This window comes from Flavobacterium melibiosi (assembly GCF_048158545.1).
GTDB classification, from domain to species: Bacteria; Bacteroidota; Bacteroidia; order Flavobacteriales; family Flavobacteriaceae; genus Flavobacterium; species Flavobacterium melibiosi.
Genome location: NZ_JBLNKU010000005.1, coordinates 83,331 through 108,464 on the forward strand (window position 1 = coordinate 83,331; position 25,134 = coordinate 108,464).

Annotated in this window: 18 protein-coding genes; 17 read left to right on the plus strand and 1 reads right to left on the minus strand. The window is 32.1% G+C overall.

Going from position 1 to position 25,134, the window contains the following annotated elements:
- Window positions 1-276 precede the first annotated feature (276 nt).
- Entirely contained in the window at window positions 277-960 is a 684-nt protein-coding gene (locus ACM55F_RS07820) for a hypothetical protein (protein ID WP_416853252.1), read from the plus strand.
- A 94-nt stretch (window positions 961-1,054) separates the two neighbouring features.
- Here the strand turns inward: ACM55F_RS07820 and ACM55F_RS07825 are convergent, their stop codons facing one another.
- The gene (locus ACM55F_RS07825; RefSeq protein WP_416853253.1) at window positions 1,055-1,780 is read right to left on the minus strand and encodes a hypothetical protein; all 726 of its coding nucleotides are present in this window, start codon (window positions 1,778-1,780) and stop codon (window positions 1,055-1,057) included.
- Window positions 1,781-2,089: 309 nt separating this feature from the next.
- Between ACM55F_RS07825 and ACM55F_RS07830 the strand changes: the two genes are divergently transcribed.
- From ACM55F_RS07830 to ACM55F_RS07905, 16 genes are all read left to right on the plus strand, one after another.
- Window positions 2,090-5,002: a TonB-dependent receptor gene (locus ACM55F_RS07830; RefSeq protein WP_416853254.1), complete on the plus strand. Its 2,913-nt coding sequence runs from the start codon at window positions 2,090-2,092 to the stop codon at window positions 5,000-5,002.
- 16 nt (window positions 5,003-5,018) lie between these two features.
- Complete coding sequence (locus tag ACM55F_RS07835) at window positions 5,019-6,254, plus strand: glycoside hydrolase family 1 protein (RefSeq protein WP_416853255.1); 1,236 nt, start codon at window positions 5,019-5,021, stop codon at window positions 6,252-6,254.
- A 300-nt stretch (window positions 6,255-6,554) separates the two neighbouring features.
- Window positions 6,555-10,454 (plus strand): T9SS type A sorting domain-containing protein, encoded by a 3,900-nt coding sequence (locus ACM55F_RS07840; protein WP_416853257.1) that lies wholly within the window; start codon window positions 6,555-6,557, stop codon window positions 10,452-10,454.
- A 220-nt stretch (window positions 10,455-10,674) separates the two neighbouring features.
- Entirely contained in the window at window positions 10,675-11,952 is a 1,278-nt protein-coding gene (locus ACM55F_RS07845) for a DegT/DnrJ/EryC1/StrS family aminotransferase (protein ID WP_416853258.1), read from the plus strand.
- Window positions 11,953-12,107: 155 nt separating this feature from the next.
- Entirely contained in the window at window positions 12,108-13,556 is a 1,449-nt protein-coding gene (locus ACM55F_RS07850) for a lipopolysaccharide biosynthesis protein (RefSeq protein WP_416853259.1), read from the plus strand.
- Between the two features lie 50 nt (window positions 13,557-13,606).
- A complete protein-coding gene (locus ACM55F_RS07855; protein ID WP_416853260.1) occupies window positions 13,607-14,674 on the plus strand; it encodes a glycosyltransferase family 4 protein in 1,068 nt (355 codons plus the stop codon).
- A gap of 4 nt (window positions 14,675-14,678) precedes the next feature.
- Window positions 14,679-15,797 carry a glycosyltransferase family 4 protein gene (locus ACM55F_RS07860; protein WP_416853261.1) on the plus strand — a complete coding sequence of 373 codons (1,119 nt, stop codon included), beginning with the start codon at window positions 14,679-14,681 and terminating at the stop codon, window positions 15,795-15,797.
- A gap of 25 nt (window positions 15,798-15,822) precedes the next feature.
- Window positions 15,823-16,749 carry a polysaccharide pyruvyl transferase family protein gene (locus ACM55F_RS07865; protein ID WP_416853262.1) on the plus strand — a complete coding sequence of 309 codons (927 nt, stop codon included), beginning with the start codon at window positions 15,823-15,825 and terminating at the stop codon, window positions 16,747-16,749.
- Between the two features lie 43 nt (window positions 16,750-16,792).
- Complete coding sequence (locus tag ACM55F_RS07870) at window positions 16,793-17,884, plus strand: acyltransferase family protein (RefSeq protein WP_416853263.1); 1,092 nt, start codon at window positions 16,793-16,795, stop codon at window positions 17,882-17,884.
- Complete coding sequence (locus tag ACM55F_RS07875; RefSeq protein WP_416853264.1) at window positions 17,881-19,071, plus strand: glycosyltransferase; 1,191 nt, start codon at window positions 17,881-17,883, stop codon at window positions 19,069-19,071. Before ACM55F_RS07870 ends, ACM55F_RS07875 begins: the two co-directional genes overlap by 4 nt.
- Window positions 19,068-20,123 carry a glycosyltransferase family 4 protein gene (locus ACM55F_RS07880; RefSeq protein WP_416853265.1) on the plus strand — a complete coding sequence of 352 codons (1,056 nt, stop codon included), beginning with the start codon at window positions 19,068-19,070 and terminating at the stop codon, window positions 20,121-20,123. Before ACM55F_RS07875 ends, ACM55F_RS07880 begins: the two co-directional genes overlap by 4 nt.
- The gene (locus ACM55F_RS07885; RefSeq protein ID WP_416853266.1) at window positions 20,116-21,162 is read left to right on the plus strand and encodes an acyltransferase family protein; all 1,047 of its coding nucleotides are present in this window, start codon (window positions 20,116-20,118) and stop codon (window positions 21,160-21,162) included. Before ACM55F_RS07880 ends, ACM55F_RS07885 begins: the two co-directional genes overlap by 8 nt.
- A 3-nt stretch (window positions 21,163-21,165) precedes the next feature.
- Entirely contained in the window at window positions 21,166-22,311 is a 1,146-nt protein-coding gene (locus ACM55F_RS07890) for a hypothetical protein (RefSeq protein ID WP_416853267.1), read from the plus strand.
- Window positions 22,312-22,551: 240 nt separating this feature from the next.
- The gene (locus tag ACM55F_RS07895; RefSeq protein ID WP_416853268.1) at window positions 22,552-23,742 is read left to right on the plus strand and encodes a glycosyltransferase family 4 protein; all 1,191 of its coding nucleotides are present in this window, start codon (window positions 22,552-22,554) and stop codon (window positions 23,740-23,742) included.
- A complete protein-coding gene (locus ACM55F_RS07900) occupies window positions 23,735-24,337 on the plus strand; it encodes a sugar transferase (RefSeq protein WP_416853269.1) in 603 nt (200 codons plus the stop codon). The genes ACM55F_RS07895 and ACM55F_RS07900 overlap by 8 nt, the downstream gene beginning before the upstream one ends.
- Window positions 24,327-25,049, plus strand: a complete 723-nt coding sequence (locus ACM55F_RS07905; protein ID WP_416853270.1) for an acetyltransferase — start codon at window positions 24,327-24,329, stop codon at window positions 25,047-25,049. Before ACM55F_RS07900 ends, ACM55F_RS07905 begins: the two co-directional genes overlap by 11 nt.
- Window positions 25,050-25,134 lie beyond the last annotated feature (85 nt).

Here is a 25,134-nt window from a genome sequence, read left to right on the forward strand (position 1 = left end):
AGAATGACTTTTTTACTATGAAATTAAAAAACGATTCACCGCTCACTATTCACTCAAAAAACACAACAGCGCATAAAGGCGATTTACCAAATGCTTTTTGAAATGACAACCGAGTACGAAGCCGATTGAGGGAAATGATAAACCTTATCGCCTACGACAAAACCATCAAAAACAAACGGTAACCGTCATTGCGAGGATCAAAGCAATCGCATACTTTGAGCAAAAATTGTATCGTGTAGCAACTTTAAATATTTTAACCTTTAAACTTTCCTCACCATGAGAGCAATCAACACCTTCTGGAATTACTTCAAAAAAAACGAGCAAGAAATCGTATATGCAATCCTTCTTGGAATCAACACCGAAGAAGTCTTCTTCCAATTTGAAAAAAAACTCACTTGCGTTTCAAAAAGAATTAGCTACGTCATAAAATGTCCAAAGAACAGTCAAGACAAATACACCATAATATTCACGGGAGCGGGATACAGTAAACTATTCGCTAAAATCATTGCCTTGGAAGAACAGGCACCAACATTGGAACACTTCACTGCCCAAGCTTTTATAAAACCATATGAGGATGTTTCGAAATACCAAAACGGTTCCGACGCAGCAGTTATTTGTGATAACTACGAAATAAAAATCAGTGAAATTCAAATAGCACTAATGGATTACAATATCGCAACCAAGCAAATAAAAATCAATTTGTACCTGCCCCACTACAACGAAATCAAGCATGACGATAATCTAAAATCAAATATCGATTGGATTGTAATGCTGATTGTGGGCGAAATAGCCTTCCGGAAACACATCAAACACATCAAACACATCCAGTTAAACCAGGTACCCCAATCTGCAATTGGCTTGTTGAGTTTAGTGGAACTTCCTGAATTCATTGACTACCTCTACAAAATAAATTCAAGAAAGAAAACAAATTTGGTATCGTCAATTAACCCCAACCTATAATAAACCCATTTCGACAGCCATAAGACATTGAGGATAACAAAAACCAGCAAAATCGATGTTTATTAAAATCCGTGCTCTTTATACTGGCGATTAATTATTGTTTTTTATCTAAAGCAAATGACAATCCAAAAGTGCCTGAAAACATATGTCCATTCGAGTTATTGGCAACTTCAGAATGTTTACCGTTCCAAGTCAAATTTTGGCCATAATTATTGAAAGAACTAAAATCTAGGAACACAGCTGTTTTTTTTGAAATTCTTATTATTGGTGTAATACCAAAAACAATTCCTCCATAACTATCTCCATTGCTAACTTTTTTATTATAATCTGCTGAGATAGGTTTCAGTATGGCAAGATGTATTCCTGCATGAAACAATAAATTAAATCTAGAAATCTCATTTTTAGGTTTGACAAGACTATTTAGATTGAATATTCCTTGAATAGAAGTTCTATATTGAGCTACTTCAAAAGGTTTGCTTGTACTCTCTTCGCTGTTGATAAATCTATCAAAAGCAATATCCATTTTTAAACCAATAGTATTAGAAAAATTATATCTAGTTCCAACTGTATAACAATTCAAAATAAAACCATTAAATAATTGATTGTTGCTGCTAGTAAAATATCCATCAGTATAAGGTCTTGTGCCATTACTTACACCTGTTCCTATTTCAATAGACCATCTATTATGATTCCTTTTTGTGATTGTAGAATCTTTTGTAATATTAGTAGAATCAGTTGCGATTGAAGAGGCATTTTTCTGCTGGGAAAAAACAGTATTAAATACAAATATAAATAGAATAATAAGTTTGTTGGTTTTCATAAAAATAATATTCGGTTGAAACTATTTCGCAAATGTATTTAATTAATTTCTCAATAATTCAGTGACATGATATATATAACGATTTCTAAACATTCTATTGTTTTTCAATCTTTTTTAAAATAGATTAGTGTCTCTATTTGTCAAAAAAATAACGTTATTTTTTATTTAAAACACATTAAATCAATTATTTGCACTAGTTTATGTGTTGTGATTGTCGCTTAGAATCATTCATCATAAATTGTTAATTTTAAGTTAACCTCCATTGTGGGTTTTTGCATTTATTTTGCGATTATATTTAAAAAATTAAACATGAAGTTTTTTTACACCTTTGTTATTTTAATGATTTCGCATTCTTTTTTTGGTCAAAATAGTACTATAAGTGGATCTGTTTTGGATGATTCTAATGGTAGAACTTTACCTGGAGTAAATGTTATTATTAAAGATTTAAAATTGAGTGTTTCTACAGATTCGGAAGGAAAATTTATTTTTAGAAATATTGGTACAGGGATTTATGAAGTTGAACTTTCTTATATAGGATATAAGTCAAAAATTATTTCTGAGGTAGTTACAACAAATAATGAAATCACTTATTTAAACACAACCCTTGTAGAAAATAAAAATGAACTTAACGAGGTTGTTATTACTAGGACTAGGGCTAAGACAGAATCTGTAAAATCTCTATTGGTAATGCAAAAAAATAGTGTTAGCGTATCAGACGGTATTTCGGCAGAAACCATTAAAAGAACACCGGATAAAACTACTTCGGATGTTTTAAAAAGAGTAAGTGGCGTCAGTATTCAAGACAATAAATTTGTAATTATAAGGGGGTTGAACGATAGATACAACACAGCCTTGATTAATGGCGCTCCTTTACCAAGTTCCGAACCTGATAGGAAAGCCTTTTCATTTGATATTTTTCCTGCAAATATGTTGGACAATTTAGTGATTACAAAAACGGCTTCTCCAGATTTACCGGGCGAATTTGTTGGAGGTGTCATTCAAATCAACACAAAATCGGTTCCTGACAAAAATTTCCAATCGATTACCATTGGTGCAGGATACAATTCAATTACCACTTTTAAAAGTAAAAAAGACTATAAAGGCAGTACTACAGACTGGTTAGGGTTTGATAATGGAGCCAGAGACATAGCACCTACTATTCCTAGTAGTGAAGTTTTTAAGCCATTAAATGGTAAACCAGAAGCAGCGGAAATCGCAAAATCATTTGAGTATGATTGGGCTATTAATAAAACTAAATTTAAACCAAATACTGGTTTCCAATATTCAATTGGCCACCATTTTGATTTTGGAGAAAAAGTTTTTGGAGTACTCTTCTCTTTATCACACAGTATAACCAATAATTTAAATGAAATTAGTCGAAATAAATGGGATGATTCAAATCAAAGTTTGCCTTCAGTATTGCAAGAGACAAAAAAAGACATCAATTATAGTCAGCAAGTGCTAACGGGATCATTGGCAAATTTCACAATGAAGTTCGATGAAAATAATAGTATCTTTTTTAAAAATATTTTGAGTATCAATTCTAATGACCTAGTAGTTGAGAGAACTGGGAAAAACGATGTAAATGATGTAAGAGTGCTCAATTCGAACGTGAGATGGTTTACCAGCAATATGATTTATTCTGGTCAGTTAAATGGAGAACATTATTTTACGAAACCTAAAATTAAAGTGTTTTGGTCTGGTTTTTACAGTAATATTCAAAGGACAATCCCAAATTTGAGAAGAAACGTTTATATCATTGCGGATCCTAATAGTAATGATCCAAAGGAGTCTTCTCCACGTGCTATTATTGGTGCTCCTGGTAATAGTTCGGATTATGGTGGCGGTATGTTTTTTTCAGAAAATAAAGAATCAATTTCTGGAGGTAAATTTGATGTATCTAAAAAATTTGACATCGGAAAAGTACTCAACAATGAAATAAAGTTAGGTGGTTTTATTCAAAATCGAGAAAGGGATTTCTTCGCAAGACAATTTTATTACAGTCAGTATCAAAGTATCGGTGGAATATATGATCAAGAATTGGAGTATCTATCGGATGAACTAATTTTTAAAACGGAAAATATGGGATTACTTCCTTCTGGCAAAAATGGTTTTACCTTGTATGAATATACGAAAAAAGAAGATAGCTATGTTGCAGGTTCGAAATTGAATGCTGCTTATGTGATGCTAGACAACCGCTACAAGAAATTTAGATTAATTTGGGGAGTTCGCGTGGAAGACTTTTTGCAAACACTAAATGCAGATACCCAAACAGAGGGTGTAGTTGATCTTAATGTCAAGAAAACTGATTATTTGCCTTCGGCTAATTTAATATTTTCAATAAATAACAAGCAAAACCTCCGTTTGAGTTATTCAAAAACCTTGAACCGACCAGAATATAGAGAATTGGCTCCTTTTGGATTTTACGATTTTACAACACAGTTTTTTACGCAAGGAAATCCAGATTTAAAGAGGGCTTCTGTGCAAAATTATGATTTCCGATATGAATTTTATCCATCAAAAGGACAGTTATTTACAATATCTTATTTTGTTAAAAAATTTAAAGATCCAATCGAAATCATACAACAAGCCTTAAACAATACGATTAGTTACGCCAATGCGAATAGCGCTGTGAATAATGGTATTGAAATGGAGTTTAGAGTACTGTTAAGTTCTATATTCACATCCGAAAACACCACCGTTTTTGATGATTTTACTTTGTTTTCGAATGTGGCCATTATAAAATCCAAAGCAGATGTTACCGGAATCAACGGAGCAAATCCAGAAACTTCCAGAACCATGCAAGGGCAATCTCCTTATGTTTTTAATGGGGGTTTGCAATATTTGAACAAAGAAAACGGTTTGATTGTTTCGGCTAATATCAACAGGGCAGGTAACAGAATAGCATATGCGTCCAGTGAAAATGATCCTGCAATATGGGAAAAAGGAAGAACTTTCCTAGACATGCAAATTGCAAAATCTTTCAATAACAACAAATTAGAATTAAAGTTCAATATTCAAAATATATTGGCCCAGGACTTGATTTTTTATCAAAATAATTATAAAAATACTGTTGAATATGGTTCGTTAGAAACGTTAGCTAATCATGTTTTTACTGGAGATTATCATTATGAAGATGGTTATAATGCTGCGGATGATGATATCATTTGGAAAACTAAATTTGGAAGATCTTTTTCTTTATCGGCTACTTATAATTTTTAATTATTCATGATTTAAGATGATTTTAGATAATTTAAAAAAAAATTCGTTGTTATTGAATACTTATGATTTTGGGGATGACTTTTTTTGGGGTATGTCCTCCAGCGAATATCCAATAACTAAAAAGGCAGACGAGACCCTTTTTTCAAACCCGAAACATCAATTTTCAACTATTGATGTTTCTTTTTATAAGACGGAATTCGAAAAATACAAGCAAGATATCGATTTAATAAAGCAATTAGGAATTCCTAATTTTAAGTTTTCTTTATCTTGGTCCAAAATACTTCCCGATGGTATTGGAAGAATAAATACGGAAGCCATTAATTTTTATAATGATGTACTTGATATTTGTAAAGAAAATGGAATTGAATCCTTTGTAACACTGTATGACTCTTGTTTGCCATTAGCACTAGAGAAAAAAGGCGGCTGGTCAAATCGTGAAATCTTAGATTGGTTTGAAAACTATGTGACAATTTGTGTGACTGCATTTAAAGAGAAAGTTAATTATTGGATTGTATTAAATGAACCTTCCTTTTTTACTGGCGCAGGTCATTTTTTAGGTATTGATTCTTCAGGAAAGAAGGGGTCTAATAATTTTTTACCCGCTTTGCACCATGCTTTACTATGTCAATCTATTGGTTTTAAGGCTATAAAAAAAAACACATCTAAAACTACTCAGGTAGGAACTTTTTTTTCATGTCATTATATTATTTCAGATACATATAGTGATAAAAATATGAAAGCTGTTGAGCGAATTGATGCGTTGTTAAATCGAACTTTTATTGAGCCTTCGTTGGGGTTGGGTTATCCAATAAAATCATTGCCTTTTTTGAAAGGCTTATCTAAATATAAAAACATTGGCGATGATGATTTAATTAAAGTTGATTTTGATTTTATTGGTCTGCAAAATTGCGCTAGAGAAATAGTATGTCACGATTCATTCGTTCCTTATTTGAATGCTAAAATTATAAAAGATGACAAAGCAAGAGTCAAAAAAAATTATTTAAGTTTTAACATCTATCACGAATTAATTTACCTTATTATAAAAAAGTACAGCAAATATGAAGGTGTAAAAAAAATATTCATTGTTGAGAATGTGGCTCTTCCTTTTGAAGAAGTAGACTTAGATCCTACTATAGGTGTTCAAAAAACAAATAACATGCAATCTTTTTTGAATCAAATGTTAAATGCAAAATTAAGCGGAGGCAAAGTTAATGGTTATTTTGTTTCAAGATTAAAAGAATTTGACATCTAAATATTAGTATGCCTTTTAAATTCTCCTAAAGGGCTACTTTTCCCCATACTATTTAAATAATAATAATATTTTATTTCTTTAAATGGATTCTGTATTACTCACTATTTACTTAAAAAACATCTTATAATGGTTTTGTTATAATATAGAAATTAACTTTTTTTTGCTTAAAATGAGTTATTTACAATTCGTTAAATTTGATAACAATCAATTTACTTAAATGTTTTGTTTATTTAATTTTTAGTTGGCATTCAGTTTTTTAGTTAAATATAGATTTGTCCTGTTTAACTAAAAACAAAAAAAATGAAAAAAAACTATTTTATTGTAATGTTGGCATTAGTTTGCAACTTTGCGATTGCACAAATTCAGCAGACTTCTTATAGAGGTGCTTTTGCTCCAGCGCCTACAACAATGTGGACAGATGCATGGACTAATTTCGATCCCAACAATGCCTCCTATGGCACTGTTACAACTGTAATTTCTACGGATATTACATCAAACACCACTTGGACTAAAGACAAGGTGTATGAATTAAACGGTCTTATTACCGTAAGAAACAATGCAACCTTAACCATTCAAGCGGGTACAGTGATTAGAAGTAGTGTTTCTTCTTCTGCTTTGGTAATCACAAGAGGTTCTAAATTAATTGCTATCGGTACTGCTGCAGAGCCTATCGTTTTTACTTCTAAAAACAATGCTGGTTCAAGAGTTAGAGGTGATTGGGGAGGAATTGTTCTTTTAGGTAAAGCTAGATACAATACTAATAATGGAGTGAATTTCATTGAAGGTTTGTCTCAAAATGTTAATACTGAATTTGGTGGTGGTACAACCCCAATTGACAATGACAATTCTGGTACATTAAAATATGTTAGAATTGAGTTCGCAGGTTTTGTTTTTGCTCCTAATAATGAGCTTAATGGTTTAACCATGGGAGCTGTAGGTAGTGGAACTACTATTGATTACGTTCAAGTATCGTATTCTAATGATGACTCATTCGAGTGGTTTGGAGGTTCAGTAAACTGTAAGCACCTTGTTGCTTTTAATGGTCTAGATGATGATTGGGATGTTGATAGCGGGTACAAGGGTGTTATTCAGTTTGGATTGTCTATTAAAGATCCACTTGCAGCCGATATTTCTACTTCGGAAGCTTTCGAAGTTGACAATAATGCAGCAGGTTCAGATACTACTGTTGCAGGTCAGCCTTATGGAGATTTTACTTCTGCTATTTTCACAAACATTACCTGTATTGGAGCAAATCAACGTCCTAATGGAGTTGGTGGTTTTGTATCTCCAAATTCACTACATGACAAAGCTTTACGTTTAAGAAGAGCTAGTCAACCAAAAATCTTTAACTCTATCTTCTTAGATTTCAAAAAAGGCTTAGTAATTGAATCTCTTTCTTCAAATTTAGCCGCTACTACTGATAAATTGAAGTTCAAAAACAATTTAATTGTTTCACCAGCACCGTTTTCATCAGTAAATACGACTACTGGTACTACACCAACAACTGCAGCTGTTACTGCTTGGTTTAATGCTAGTGGTAACACAACTTATACTACAAATACAGGTTTGTTAACTCGTCCTTACGATTTAACAAATGCTCAAAATTATAAAACGATTACAAACAATACTGATACGGTAAATATTGATTACAGACCAGCAAGTATTGATGCCACAACTGGAGCTTCATTTACTGATGCTGTTTTTAATGGATTAATTGCTGTTGGAGATGCTCCAGGAGTGAGTCCTCTAGACTATTGTAAAGGTGTTGTTGCCCCTGCCTTAACTGCAAATATGACTGCTACCGGAGTTTCTTTGAGATGGTATACTACTGCAACAATTGCAACTTTCACCACCACGGCTCCAGTACCTGCTACTACAGTTGTTGGTACAAAATCATACTGGGTTGCAGAAGTTGATGCTTCAGGTACAGCGAGCAATAGAGCTAAAATCGATGTTACTATAATAGCAGTTCCTACAGTTGCTCTAGGAACAATCACTAGTACATTTACCGCTAGTGGATTAGTTGCAACTGCAGCCGTAGGTCCTTATGTAGGTACTGCAACTGAATTTACTTATACTGTTCCAGCTTCAACTGAAGTAGTTGTAACGTCATACTACTGGACAGTTCCTTTGGGAGTAAACATTATTTCAGGTCAGGGTACAAATACTTTAATTGTTAACTACAACAATGTAGCTGCTGGATTACTTAAAATTGGAAATATTGCCGTTCAAGCAAGAAATGCTGCACTATGTGGTGGTGCTTTGAAAACATTGGCAATTACTGCCGTTTTACCTGCTGCTCCTGCTGCCTTGAAAATGACGGATGCTTTATTGCCATTGCCTACTACTGGAATACCTACTGCTGTAACAAGTTTTGCTAAATATATGGGGCAAACTACTCCATTGACATTGACGGCTACTCCTGTTGCTGCTGCATCTTCTTACATATGGGAAATACCTACAGGTGTTAACTTATTGCTTACTGGTACTCCTACAGTTACAACTTCTTATTATACTGCTTTTCCTTTTACTGTTGCTGTAAGTCAGCCTTCTGCTGCGGGTAATGTTTATTATAAAGTTGTTAAAAGCACTTATGCTGATGGTATTTCTATTTCAACAGCCAGAAAAATTAGGGTTGCTGGAATAACTGGTGGTACTACTTTTACATCATATGATGTAGAATTAACAAATCTTACTAATGAAGGTGTAACAATTAATCCTGCTTATCCTATTGTTGCTTCAACATCAAATATAATCACTGTTGATTTCGCTGGTGTAACTAGCGCAAATACTTTTAGTTACGATGTGGTAAATGCCACAACAGGTGCAATTACTCCAACAAATGTATTGAGAATAGGTGTGAAAGCTAAAAATGGTGTAGGTTCTTCAGTAACTGCTAACGCAACTGCTGTAAACCCTACAACTACCTCTACCGCTAAATTGTTGACATTAAAAGCTGTTTTACCGGCTGCTCCTTCCGCAATAAAAGTAACAAATGATGCTGTTAGTACAACTACAGCCGTAACTGTTATCAGTAAATTTATAGGAACAACTACTCCTTTCACGGTAACTGCAACTGCTTCTGCAACTGCATCTTCTTACCAATGGGAATTGCCTTCTGGTGTTAATCAACTATCTGGTGGTACATCTAATGTAATCACGGTTAATTTTGCAGGTGTTGCTGCTGGTACAACATCTTTATACTTAGGTATAAAAGCTGTAAATGGTATGGGTACTTCTGTAACTAGTACTAATGGTACACTTGTTCCTGCAACTTCATCTACGGCTAAATTGTTGAAATTAACTTCAACTGTTCCGGCTGCAATTACAGCATTAGCAGGTCAAATAGTTGGTGTATGCGGAGGTAGTTCTTACAATTATACAATCACTCCTTCTTTACTGGCAAATTCTTATGTAATTACTGCTCCAACAGGTTCAGTTGTAACATCTGCAAGCAACGCATCTAATGCTACTAATGTGTTGGCAACTGCTGACTTGACATTTACAGTTGCTTATCCTGCTGGTTTTGTTGCCACTCTTGCTGCTCCTAAATCTATTGCTGTTGCATCAGTAAACGGAGTTGGAACTAGTCTTACAAACAAATCACTTGCTTTATCAACTTTGATGCCCGCAATAGGTGTTGCTACAGGTGGAACTACATTCCAAAGATGTACTAATCAAACATTTACCATTCCTGTTGTTCTTGGAGCTACAAATTATGTTTGGACAGTAGTTGATGGTGCGGTAATTGTTTCTGGTCAAGGTACAAACTCGGTTGAAATTAATTTCGCTGTAGTTTCTACATTAAAAACTACAAATAAATTAACCGTTGCTGCTGTAAATGCTTGTGGTGTTTCTAGCGCTATTAAGTCAATTACATTAGCTACTACTTCTTGTCCTACTGCTAGAATGTCCTCAACTACTAAAGAGGCTCTTACAGTTAGTACTACCGAGGTTTATCCTAATCCAGCATCAAGTGATTTCAATATTGACATAACTGCTTCAAAAGCAGGTGTTCTTGAAATTGCAATTTATTCTTTAGATGGTACTATTGCAGTTAATCCTAAATCAGTACAATTGCAAGAAGGTGCTAACACGATCAATGAAAATATTTCTTCATTAAAAAGTGGAATTTATTTAGTTCAATTAACTAACTCTTCAAACAGTGAAGTGATAACTAAAAAATTAATTAAAGAATAATTCAAGTTTTTCTTAAGTTATATTTAGGCCGCCAATTTTGGCGGCCTTTTTATTTAAATGCTTTAAAATTTGATTTTTGACTTTTAGTGTTTTCCAAGCTTGAATGCCTACTATTACAGATTTTTTTAGTTGATTTAAATAGTGTTATTAAATGATTAACTTTAAGTTTTACATATTTTTTTTATAAGTATTTATATATTTTTACATCATCAATTTATTGATGATTTTTTTTAAATACCATAAATTATTCAAGTTGAAGGACAAAAAAAAAATATATTTATCTTCTCCACATATGAGAGGTAATGAACAAAAGTATATTAGGGAGGCTTTTGATTCTAATTGGGTTGCACCCATGGGTACCAACGTAGATTTATTTGAAAGGGATTTAAAAACATATTTAAATAATGTTCATGTGACTACATTATCTTCTGGCACCGCAGCAATTCATTTGGGATTGATACTTCTAGGTGTAAATGCAGGAGATGAAGTTATTTGTCAGTCATTGACATTTGCAGCTTCTGCTAATCCAATTTTATATTTGAAAGCTATTCCTGTTTTTATTGATAGTGAAGAGGATACTTGGAATCTTTGCCCGATAGCACTGGAAGAAGCAATTATTGATAGAATTAAATTAGGTAAAAAGCCAAAGGCTATAATTACAGTCCACTTATATGGTAATCCATATAAAATTGAAGTGATACGATCAATTGCCGATAAATATCAAATTCCAATACTTGAAGACGCTGCAGAAGCTTTAGGAAGTTCCTACAAGGGTCAAAAATGTGGTGTTTTTGGAGACATAAGTGTTTTGTCATTTAATGGCAATAAAATCATTACCACTTCTGGTGGTGGAGCTCTCGTAAGTCATTCAGAAGACATTAAGTCCAGGGCCATTTTCTTGGCAACACAATCTAAAGACGATGCAATTCATTATGAACATTCGGAAGTCGGTTATAATTATCGACTGAGCAATATTAGTGCGTCGATAGGTCGTGGTCAAATGGAAATTTTAGATGAGTTCGTAAATTTGAGAAGAAAAATGCAGGTCTTTTATAAGCAACTATTTGAAGACGTACCTGGTGTTTATGTGTATGATGTCCCAGATAAGGATTACTTTTCTAATCATTGGTTGTCGGTGATAACAATTAATCCAGCCGAAACTAATGGAATAGATTGTAATGATTTGCGCTTGGCATTTGAGGCTGAAAACATAGATTCCAGACCATTCTGGAAACCCTTGCATTTGCAACCCTTACACCAAGATTTTCCTTATTATGGCGGTAACGTTGCCGAAAGTTTATTTGCAAAAGGGCTCTGTCTTCCTTCAGGATCGAATACTTCCGAAGAAGAAAAAGCAAGAATCCAAAATGTTATTGACTGTGTTTTTAAAACAAAAAAGAAAATTAAAATCAAGTCTCTTTTTTCCAAAAACAAAAGTCTCTTCGAGAACAATGTGTTCGTTAATTTTTTCTCAAAAATCAGGTTGGAAACCACCTAAATTATTTTTCATTAAAAAATTAAGGCCTAATTTTTCAACTATCCCTATTTTTTTAATTGGTTAATAGTGAATTGTTTTGACTAAAGTTGGTGTCGAAAATGGGACTGGCATTAGCGAAGCTACAATAAAATGTAATATATTATTAATTAAAAAAAATGTCTTTAAAACAACAAGCACTCAATGGATATATTTGGACTTATGCAGAACAATTTGGAGGGCAAATCATAAATTTTTTCGTAAACATAATATTGGCAAGAACACTATTTCCTTCTGATTTTGGGGTTTTGGGCATATTGTTTGTTTTTATAACAATATCCAATGTTCTTGTGGATGGCGGTTTGACGATTTCTATAATCAGAAAAAAAGAGGTTACTGAAAAGGATTATTCCTCGGTTTTTTTCGCAAACATTTTGATTAGTATTATCCTTTATGTGATAATTTTCTTTTTGGCACCCTATATTTCTGATTTTTATAAAAAACCAGAATTAGTAGCTATATTAAGAATTTTTTCTTTGACCATATTACTACAAGCTTTCGTTGTTGTTCCATCTGCAATTTTGACTAAAAGTTTAAATTTTAGACAGCAGACCTTAATGAAAATACCTTCCATTATATTAAGTTCTGCTATAGGAATAATTTTGGCATTACTTCATTATGGCGTTTGGAGCTTGGTTTGGATGTATTTAACACAAAGCTTTTTTTGGGCACTTTTTCATTGGCTTTTTAGTGATTGGAAACCCAAATTAATATTTGATAAAGCACTTTTTAAATCCCATTTTAATTTTGGCTATAAACTATCTTTAGTTGAAATTTTAAATGCTATTGTAGCTAATATTTATCAAATATTTATAGGTAAATATTACAATGTTTTGAATGTTGGTTATTATACGCAATCACTAACATTAAGACAATTACCGATATCCAATATTTATGGTTCTGCAAGCAAGTTGTTCTTGCCTATTTTTTCTAAAATTCAGGATGATGAAGTTAGACTAATACAGACATACAAACAAATTCTTTCTGTTTTGATAGTTGTAATTGCACCTATTTTATTTTTTTTAGCGGTTTTTTCTGAACAAATTATCGTTTTTTTTTATTCTGAAAAATGGAGAGTAGCGGCTCCTTTCTTATTTCATTTAGCTATTGCAGGGATTTTTGCGGTTGTCTGTAATTTTAATTTAGCTGTTTTAAAAATTATAGGAGAATCAAAATTGATATTAAAAATCGAATTTATTAATAAATTACAAACTTTTATTTTTATAGCAGCTACAATTATTTTAGGTTTATCAATTGAATATTTGCTTTATACAATTTCAATTTCGGCCGTGGTTGGTTATTTGATTGTTACTTTTTTTGCAGCGAAGCATTTAAAAATAAAAATTTTAGAGCCATTATTTATTCTTTTGCGCTTACTTACTATTACCTTTTTATCTGCTTTTTGTGCTTATGTGCTTTTCACGTTTTGCTTTCAATTAATTTTTATACAGTTTATAAATCTTTTGATATCCGTATTGATTGGGTTAATTTTGTACGTTAGTTTGACATTTGCATTTAACAGAGTAATTGTCAATAATTTAATTTGGTTTTTGAGAAATGGGAAATAAAATTACACCTTAGTAATTTAAATAATGGATAAAAATCCAAAGAATTAAAAATGAAAATAATTAGATTAACAACATTACTGGATTTTGGAGGTCAAGAACGCCAATATATTTCATTTGTTGAAGATGGAATGAGTGATATTGAAAATGAATATATTTTTGCAGCCATTGGCTATGGAGGTTATGCAGAAAATTATATTCGTGAGAGAGGATTTGAAGTAAAAATATTTAATAGTAAACCCAATATTTTAAATATAATCAATATTTGGATTTTATTCAAATGGTTTCAAAAAATAAAACCAGACATTGTTCACACAGCTGCTGCCGAAGCCAATTTCCATGGAGTAATTGCTGCAAAATTAGCTCGAATTAAAGTTGTTATAGCTGAAGAAATTGGAATTCCAAATCATTCCAATAAAGCAAAGTTTATTTTTAAATATATATATAAATTATCAACAAAAGTTATTTGTGTTTCGGAATCAGTTAAAGATAATTTAATTAGAATTAAAGAAATTGAGAATAAAAAAGGGGTTGTGATATACAATCCTGTAAGTGCATCTAAATTGGTGGAGCGTAAACTAAAGAACGAATTTACTATAGTGACTGTGGGTAGATTAGAAAAAGTGAAAAATCAGCAGTTATTAGTCAAAACGATTTCAAAAATAAACGATAAGTCAGTGAAATTAATTATCGTTGGAGATGGAAAAGAAAGACTAATGCTGGAACAATTAATACTTGAGTTAAAATTAGAAAATAGAGTTACTATTACAGGATTTGTTCCTAATCCGGAATACTATCTTTCTCAATGTCACCTTTTTGTACTTCCCTCCTTGTCCGAAGGTTTCGGAATAGCTGTTGTTGAAGCAATGCAACAACAAGTTCCTTGTTTGTGTTCAAACGTTGGAGGCATTCCTGAATTTATTAATGAAAATGAAACCGGTTGGTTATTTAATCCCAAAAGCGAATCAGAATTACTAGAAAAACTCAATAAAATTATAGCGACTGATTATGACATAATTAATAAAATTGGAATTAATGGTCAAAATTATGTTGATAAACGTTTTACAACAAAAAAATATAAACATAATTTAGAAAATCTATATAAGAAATATTATGATTAGAGTATTGAATATTCAAGAAACGATAGGTTATGGCGGGGTTGAAAGAACTCGTTTATCATTGGCAAAGTTGCTAGATAAGGATAAATACGAATTGAAAATTATTTGTACTCGAGCAGTTGGTTCAATTGCTGATGATATCAGAGCCAATAATGTAGAAGTAATTGAAATTGGCATATTTAATTCCTTATTTAATTTATCACAACATAAAAAGGTAATGAAAATTATAGATGAGTTTAAGCCTCATATCATCCACGGAGCAGTTTTTGAAGGCGTCACAATGGCGGCAATCAATGGTTTTTTGAAGCGTGTTCCTATAGTCGTTCTCGAAGAAACCTCTGATCCAAAAAATAGAAGTTGGAAAGCTAATTTATTAATGAAACTTTTTGTTAAAACTTCTGATAAAGTTATCGGTGTTTCTCCTGGAGTTGTTGATTATTTAAAAAATGAATTAAATATAAAAAATGAAAAAATTGCATTAATTGACAATGGAGTGGTCATACCTGATATTTTAAGTGAAAAATATAAAAAAGAACTAAAAAACAAATTTTGTATTCAGGACGATGAAATTGTAATAGGTTCAGTTGGAAGAATGCTACATAATGAACACAAGCGGTTTTCAGATTTGATAAAAGCATTTAGTAAACTTATTAAAAAAGGATTAAAAGTTAGACTAATCCTAGTTGGAGAAGGAGTGGAAAAAGCAAATTATCAAAAATTAGTTAAAGACCTGAACATAGACGATAAAGTGATTTTTACAGGCTATCAAAGTGAAGTGAATAAATTTTATGGCATTTTTGATATATTTAGTTTGGTTTCGGCATATGAGGCCTTTGGACTTGTTTTAGCGGAAGCTATGTTACATAAATTACCCGTAGTAGCAACAAGAGTAGGTGGAATGCAATATATAGTTGATGATAATGATACAGGTTTTCTTATAGAGAAATATGATGTTAATTCTATCGCTGATAAATTGGAAGTCTTATGCCTGAATGAAGAATTACGATTAAACTTTGGCCAAAATGGGTACAAAAAAGCCATAAACAATTATACGGAACAGATATATGTTGAAAATGTTGATAAATTATATGACAGTCTGGTAGTCAAAAAAAAGATTAATAAATAATTTTATCAAATTAATAGTGAAAAGAATGATTAACAAAATATATTATTACATACTTTTTAAAGTGACTTATTTTAAAAATTTAATTTTAGAATTTTTTAAATATCAGTTTAATAAATCAAAAGGAATAATTCTTATTGAAGGCCATGGAGATTCTACAAACTTTGGGGATGCTTTAAATTACCCTTTTGTTGAGTACTTGTCTAGAAAAAAAGTGATTTTATCTAAATATCTTTCAAAAAAAACAGTTGAAGCAAATGCAACCTATTCTGTTATTGGAAGTATTATTCAAATGTCAAGTGATAATTGTATCATTTGGGGTGCAGGATTTATATCAAATCAAAAGATAAAGATACCAAAGCCACAAAAAATTTGTGCGGTGAGAGGACCATTGTCAAGAAAAATTTTTTTAGAAAATAAAATTGAATGTCCCGAAGTATATGGAGATCCTGCGCTATTAATGCCTTTTATGTATAATCCTAGCATTGAAAAAAAATATGATATTGGTTTTTTTCCGCACTATGTTGATAAAAAATCTGAATTCATAAAGTATTACGAAAATAATGGGGCAGCATTTTTAATAGATGTTGAAATAGGACAAGATTACAAGGGTATAATTAATCAGATGCTTTCTTGTAAATGTATTGTTACGAGTTCTTTGCATGGGTTGATTTTATCTCATAGCTATAATATTCCTGTTTTATGGGTGAAATATTCTGACAAAATAACAGGTGGAAGATTTAAATATGATGACTATTTACTTTCGGTAAATAAGCAGAATATAAATCCATTGTTTATAAATAAACATTTTGAAATAAATGAGTATGTCAAATTAATGGACGTGGAAAAAATAGACTTTGATTATAGAAGTTTATTAGAAGCTTGTCCTTTTATTAGTGGCATTTCAAAAAATGAAGTTTTAGCTACAATTGATAAAAAAGAACGATTACATTAAGCTTAAATTGGATTATAGTAATACTGATAAAATTGAGTTTTTGATGACTAATAAAATTTATTTACCAGGTTTAAATGGACTAAGGGCAATAGCGGCTTCGGCTGTAATTATCTCTCACATTGGCTTGCATTTGGATATGTTTGGATTAGTAAAAACAGGTGGATATGATTTAGGAAGTTTTGGAGTAACTATTTTTTTTACCTTGAGTGGTTTTCTAATCACTTATTTATTATTATGTGAAAAGCAACTAAAAAGTTGTATAGATATTAAGAAATTTTATATTCGTAGAATTTTACGAATTTGGCCTCTGTATTTCACTTATTTATTTATTGTGTTATTATACATACATTTTAAAATTAATTCTGATGTATGGTATTATATTTTCGTAGTGCCTAATGTTCCTTTTGCAATGAATGCGGCAGTTGGTGGAGTTTTGTATATACCATTTATAGGACATTATTGGTCACTTGGTGTTGAAGAACAATTTTATGCGTTTTGGCCTTGGTTCATAAAAAAAGCTAAAAACTTGAAATGGTTCCTTATTTTATTTATTTTGATTTTTTTTCTTTTAAAAATAACTTTAAGCATAACTCATACTTTAAGAACATTTCAGGTTTTTTTGCATTATACTCGTTTTGGTTGCTTGGCAATAGGAGGATTTGGAGCCTATTTGTTTTATGAGAAAAAAGATGTTTTTAAATTTTTAAACCTCCCAATTTTTGAACTTTCAGCATGGTTTGTGATTATTTTGATAGCCTTGAAAAAGTTTCATTTATTTTCAATACTTGATCATGAAATTGTCTCAGTAGTAACCTTTGTGATTATATATAATCAGATAAATAATCCTAAAAAAATAATTTCTTTAGAAAATAAAATTTTTGATTATTTAGGGAAAATATCCTTTGGGATGTATATTTATAATCCATTAGTAATTGCAATTGTTGCAAGATTCTTAAAGAAGATAAGTTATAATAACGGAACAGCATATATAATTTTAGTTTATTGTATCGTCTTTGCATCGGTTATTTTAATTTCGCATATTTCCTATAATGGATTTGAAATAAAGTTTTTAAAATTTAAAGAAAAATTTATGACAGTTCCCAGTGCAGCAAGTAAATCTGAAAATTTCTCATGAAAAACGTTCTCTTCATCACTTGGGATGGCCCCCAAACCAGTTATATGGAAGGATTGTTTATGCCAATTTTAAGCCAAGTTCAAACGCAATCAGAATATGTTTTTCATATCGTACAATTTACTTGGGGATCACCTGAAAAAATAGTGATTACCCAAAAAGCAGCGCAAGATTTGCACCTTGTTTATTCTTCAAGAACGATTGTTAGAAAACCCATTACGGTTTTGGGTAATTTATTTACATTATACAAAGGCATACAATTCTTGAAGAAATACATCAAAAATAACAACATCAGTATTGTAATGCCAAGAAGTACAATGCCGGCCATAATGATCAATCGAATACCAAAACGTAATTTCCAAGTCGTATTTGATGCCGATGGATTGCCAATAGAAGAGCGGGTTGATTTTTCGGGTTTGTCCCGAAGCAGTAAACAGTACCAGTTTTTTAAGAAGGAAGAAGTTAGAATGCTGAAGCGAGCCAATGCTGTATTAACGCGTTCCGATGCTGCTGTAAATATTCATTCTCAAACATTGGAGAATAAACATTCAAATAAATTTTCGGTAGTGCTTAACGGAAGGAATACTGATTTATTTAAACTGAATCCCTCCGAAAGACAAAAAATGCGAAAGGAGTTGTCTATTTCGGATCAAGCCAAAGTTTTGGTCTATTGCGGTTCATTGGGACCGCAATATGGTTGGAACGAAATGCTGGCTATTTTTAGAAAGTATAAAGGAAAAAATTCGAAAGCACTGTTTTTGATTATAACCGGAAATGTTGCTTTTGCCAATGAAAGAATTCCAAATGAATTGAAAGAATTTATTATTATAAAAACAGTTCCGTTTGCTGCAGTTCCCAACTATCTTTCGGCTGCTGATGTGGCGTTTGCCATTAGAGAACCAAAATTTAGTATGCAAGGCGTCGCTCCAATTAAACTTGGCGAATACCTGTTGATGGGAATTCCAACAATTGCATCAGTAGGAATTGGGGATACAGAGCAAATTCTTAATAGTATTCCGAATTGTTTTTTATACCACCATCAAAATCCCAATCGTGTTGATGATGCAGTTGAGTTTATCAAAAATTTAGGAGATACTAACTTTGAAGAAATACGAAAATATGCTATTCCTTTTTGTTCGATAGAAAAAAGTGCGACTAGTTACTGCAACGCTTTAGACAAATTAAGATGAAAATACTTTATTTAACAAAATACAGCAGAAACGGTGCAAGCAGCCGATTGCGAAGTTACCAATATTTCCCATTTTTGGAAGCAAAAGGAATCTCGGTTAGCGTTAGCCCTTTTTTTGACGAGGACTATTTAATTAATCTGTATTCCGGCAAGCGAACAGCAAAACGTAAGCTCCTGAAATTTTATCTAACCCGATTTTTTACGCTGTTTTCTATTTATAAATACGATAGAATCGTTATCGAGAAAGAACTTTTTCCTTATTTTTTTAGTTGGTTTGAAAAGGTTTTACATCAATTAAAGGTAGAATATGTAGTCGATTATGATGATGCCATCTTTCATAATTATGATTTAAGCACTAACAAATTAATCTCGTTTTTATTGAAAAACAAGATTAATAATGTCATGAAATATAGTGGTTGTGTGGTGGCAGGAAATGGTTATTTGCTCGTAAGAGCCAAAGAGTCCGGTGCTAAAAAGATAGTAATACTTCCAACGGTAATTGATGTCGATGTGTATAAAGCCAAAAATAATTATGTCACTTCTAAAATTATTATAGGTTGGATTGGTTCTCCATCAACTTTCAAATATGTCAAAAATAGTAAATCTGTTTTTTCGAAATTACTCGAGAAAGAAAATGTCGAATTGCATATAATAGGCGCAACGGAAGATCTTGGGTTAGGTTCCAATGTAAAATACTTGAAGTGGACAGAAGAAAGTGAAGTAGCTTTGATTTCACAATTTGATATAGGAATCATGCCACTCGAAAACACCCCTTGGGAATTAGGAAAATGTGCCTACAAATTAATTCAATATATGGGTTGTGGGATACCTGTGGTTGCTTCTGCAGTTGGAATGAATAAGGTAGTTGTTGATGAGGGTATAAATGGTTTTTTGGTACGAGAGGAAGCACAATGGCTGGATAAATTAAGCCAATTAATTGAAGATAGCGCATTGAGAGAAGCATTAGGAAAAAAAGGCAGAATAAAAGCGGAGTCGGAGTTTAGTATTCAAAAAAAACAGGCTGTGTTACTATCAGTTTTAGCAAATGAATAGCAAATCTAATAGTCGATATCTGGATGTTTTACAACTATTTAGAGGAACAGCCGCTTTGATGGTGGTGTTGCATCATACCATTGGTTCCATAAAATATTACCATAAAATAGACTATCCTTTTCTAAATCATATAGCTTCTATTGGAAAATTTGGGGTCGATTTCTTTTTTGTGTTATCAGGATTTATAATAACTTATTCGGCTTTTTACAAGTATAATGAACCAAATTCCTTTAGCAATTATATAAAAAACAGACTCGTCCGAATTTATGTTCCGTATCTTCCCATAGGGATTTTTATGTTGGTTGTCTATACACTCATACCCAGTTTTTCCAACGGAAATAGGACTATCAGTGAACTAACTTCATTGACCTTGATTCCTCACGGAAATCCAGCTTTATCCGTGGCTTGGACACTTTCATTTGAACTCTGTTTTTATCTTTTGTTCAGTATCTCTTTTTTTTCAAAAAAGGTTTGGAATTGGTTTGTTTTGGTATGGTTTGTTTCCATAATCATCTTTACTTATTCGCCATTTGCTTCCTTGCCTTTTTTGAAAAATCCGTTTTTTAGAATCCTGTTTTCAGCCTATAATATTGAATTTATTTTAGGCTTTGTTCTCGCATTGTTGGTGGTTCGAAAAATGCAACTAAATATAATCCCTTTATTTTCGTTGCTTTTTTTGGCTCTTATGTCTTTCTTCTATTGTACATTTAACCATTTAAAACTGTTTGCCTTTGATGCAAATTTGTTGTTTGCAATAGTGGCATTTTTATGTATTTTTGTAGCAACTAGTGTTGGTGATTTCAAGATTAATAAAGCGTCTGTATTGATGATGGTGGGCAATGCAACGTATTCCATTTATTTAATCCACAATCCTTTGCAAATGATTCTGATTCGATTATTTCCTAAAATCACTTCTGTTGCAAGCTTGATTGTTGCTTTGGCAGTGGTATTGATTCTTTCTTGTGTTGTCGGGTATGTGTATTATTATATTTTTGAAAAAAAGGCAATTCACATCATAAAATCTAAATTGATAAAGTAACGCATGGATTTTTTTATTACTGTCTTGATTTTTGTATTAGGGTATTCATTCATTCAAAGTTTTAAAGATAGACTTTCGGAAGAAAATTTGAATACGCTAATAAAATTGTTTCTGTTTCATATCCTGTTTGGTGCTTACTTTTGTTTTTTTGTTCAAGGCGATGCGGTAGGTTATTGGAGACAAGCTAAATTTATGTCTTATACAGATTTTATCTATTCGTTAACCCAAGATCAGGGAACTTATTTTGTTTATGCCTTAAATTATTATCCGTCCAATATTTTAGACTTGTCTTATTTTACGGGGACAATGTTATACAGTTTAATTGGTTTCATTGGATTGACGTATTTTTACGTAATGGCGGTAGAATTGATTCCCAATAATCCAAAATACAAAGAGTATTACTTGTTCCCAATGCTTTTTTTTCTTCCAAATCTACATTTTTGGAGTTGTGCCGTGGGCAAGGATGCCTTGTTGTTTTTTTGTATTGCCATCTTTACTTATGGTTTAATGCAACCATTCAAACGGATGCCCATGATTATTTTGGGATTGTTGTTGGCCTATTTTATTAGACCCCACATCACTTTGTTCATGCTTTTAGGATTTGGAATGGCTTATTTTTCAGGACGAAATATTTCGGCAGTGCAGCGAGTGTTATTTTTCGGGGCAATGATTGGAGTTTCGATTGCCATATTGCCAATGGTAATGGAATTTGCCAAAATAGAAGAAGCCTCTGTTGATAGTTTTGATAAATTTTCAGAAGGAAAGGCCGCTTTATTGAGTAGATCTCACACCGGTTCGGCCGTTGACATTTCTTCTTATCCCTTTCCTCTAAAGGTTTTTACTTTTTTGTATCGCCCATTCTTTTTTGACATCAATGGAATTCCCTCCGTTTTGGCATCATTTGAAAATTTGCTTTTATTGGTGTTGTCCTTTACGGTTCTTAAAAACAAACCCTTGCAAACTTTTAAAAATGCACCTTATGTTATTCAAGGAATGGTTTATTTTTTAATCATCGGTACGCTTTCATTTTCACAAACTTTAGGAAATGTTGGCATAATGATCCGGATGCGAAACATGTTTTTACCGGGTTTGATTATATTTATCTTTTGGCATTTTTCGTACCGGCAATCGCAAGAATCCGAAACATGATTCATTGTTATTTCTTAACAATTTATGCGGTTTTTAACAGCATAATCCTTCTCCACTTTAAATTATTGTAAAGGTTTTTAATTGATTTCGCATACGTCGAATTTTGATATTATTTTTACTGAAAAATGGTGCCTATTAATCCTTTTTTCCAGATAAAAATAATATTTTTTTTAGCTTTTTTTTTAAATCTTCTTTAGGTTTAATTCAAAGCAATAAAGAGAAAGACGACCATAAATTGGCATGAAAACAATTGAAAATAAATTAATCCGAATCACTACTGTTCCTCTCTCATTAGATAAATTGTTGTCAGGTCAATTGAATTACATGAATTCCTTTTACGAAGTAACCGCAGTGGCTTCAGAAGATGATTATTTAAAAAAAATTGGAATCAAAGAAAATGTAAAAACGTTTACTATAGAAATGTCCCGGAAAATTACCCCAATACATGATTTAGTGGCGGTTGTAAAATTGTTTTTTTTCCTAAAAAAAGAAAATCCGCTAATCGTTCATTCACACACGCCAAAAGCTGGAATACTGGCAATGATTGCGTCAAAATGTGCCGGTGTTCCAATCAGGTTGCATACCGTTGCGGGATTACCGCTAATGGAAACAAAAGGATTGAAACGCAATGTATTAGAAAGGGTTGAAAAACTTACGTATTCGTGTGCCACTATGGTTTATCCAAACTCAAAAGGGTTGCATGATTTTATTGTGGCAAATAAATTTACGGAACATAGAAAATTAAAAATCATCAGTAATGGTAGTTCAAACGGAATCAATACAAACCATTTTTCTCCGGAACAAGTTTCGCAATCCCAGCAGCACATCTTGAAAATAAAGTTGGGAATTGAAGCAGAAGATTTTGTTTTTGTTTTTGTTGGACGTTTAGTTGGGGATAAAGGAATTAATGAAGTGGTACTGGCTTTTAAAAAATTAATAAAACAAAATTCGAGTGTAAAATTACTTTTGGTTGGAATGGAAGAAAAGGATTTAGACCCGCTTGATTACTTGACTCAAAAAGAGATAAATAGTAATAAAAACATTCTTTTTGTAGGGTATCAAGATGATATTAGACCCTACTTGACTATTAGTAAAGCATTAGTTTTTGCCAGTTATCGGGAAGGATTTCCAAATGTTGTCCTGCAAGCCGGGGCAATGGGCTTGCCCTCAATTGTGACCGATATAAATGGGTGCAACGAAATTATAATAGATGGAAAAAACGGGATTATTATTCCTGTAAAAAATAGTGAAGCAATTGGAAAAGCTGTTTTGAGAATGATTGATGAAAAAGATTTTTTTCTTTCTCTACAATCGAATGCAAGAGAAATGATAACCTCTCGATATGAACAGCAAGTGATTTGGGACTGTATTTTAGAAGAATACAAACAAGCAGAGTACCTATTAGCAAAACCTAAAATGGAATATGTATAAAAAGTGTTTCAAACCTTTTTTGGATTTTGGTTTCGCCTTTTTTGGATTGATTGTTTTGAGTCCACTATTTTGTATCGTTGCTTTGGGGCTGTTTTTTGTTAATAATGGCAACATTTTTTTCTTGCAAAAACGTCCGGGAATTGAAGGAAAATTATTTACCATAATCAAGTTCAAAACGATGAACGATAAAAAAGATGCAGTAGGAAATTTATTGCCAGATGCTGAAAGACTGACGGTAATAGGTAAGTGGATTCGCAAGGCTTCAATAGATGAACTTCCACAATTGGTAAATGTATTAAAAGGCGAAATGAGCATCGTGGGACCAAGACCTTTATTACCTGAATATTTGGATTTATATTCTGATTTTGAAAAAAGAAGGCATGAGATAAAACCAGGTATAACAGGATGGGCACAAATTAATGGTAGGAATGCAATAGATTGGGAAACTAAATTTAGATATGATGTTTGGTATGTTAAACATCTATCTTTTGGGTTAGATTTTAAAATTATTTTTAAAACCCTTCTAAAATTGTTAAAAGTTGAAGATATCAATGCTGCAAACAGCGCAACTATAGAACGATTTAATGGAAAATAGAAAGCTATATATTTTTGGAGCGAGTGGTCATGGCAAAGTTGTTGCAGAATTGGTAGCAAGTACTTATTCTAAAATAGAAGCAATGATTGATGATGCACCCAAAACTGCTAGTTTTGGACAGGTACCTATTCTCAACACTATGTCGATAGTACCACCTAAATCCGATGTAGCCATGATTATTGCCGTTGGGAATAATTTAATCAGAAAAAAAATTAGCTCGAGATTTAGTAATTATAATTTTTTTACCAGTATACATAAAACAGCTTTTGTTTCTCCATCAGCAACTGTGGGGTTAGGAACCGTCGTTATGGTACATGCGATTATTAATTCTGATGCAAAAATAGGAAATCACGTGATTATTAATACCGCAGCTCTGATAGAACACGATTGCAGTATTGCGGATTTTGTACACATTTCGCCAAAAGTAACATTGTCAGGTAACGTTAGTATTGGTTTAGGCTCTCATTTAGGCTCAGGAGTCATTGTAATCCCCGGGATAAAAATTGGAAAATGGTGTACAATTGGAGCTGGTTCAGTGGTCATAAACGATATTCCGGACGGAGCAACTGTTGTTGGTAATCCGGGGAAAATTATTGAGTATACTACTATTCTTGAACCATCAGTAACAAGTGAAAAGATTTTGAAAAAGAAAAAAGTAATCAAAATAAATAGCGATTACAGGAAATTTAATACTTACAAAAGCATAAAGTAGGTTGTTTTATTGGCATAAAATATAATTGAAAATATTTCACCTTTAGTTAATACTAACACCACAGATTTTCGTTTAATGAATTTAG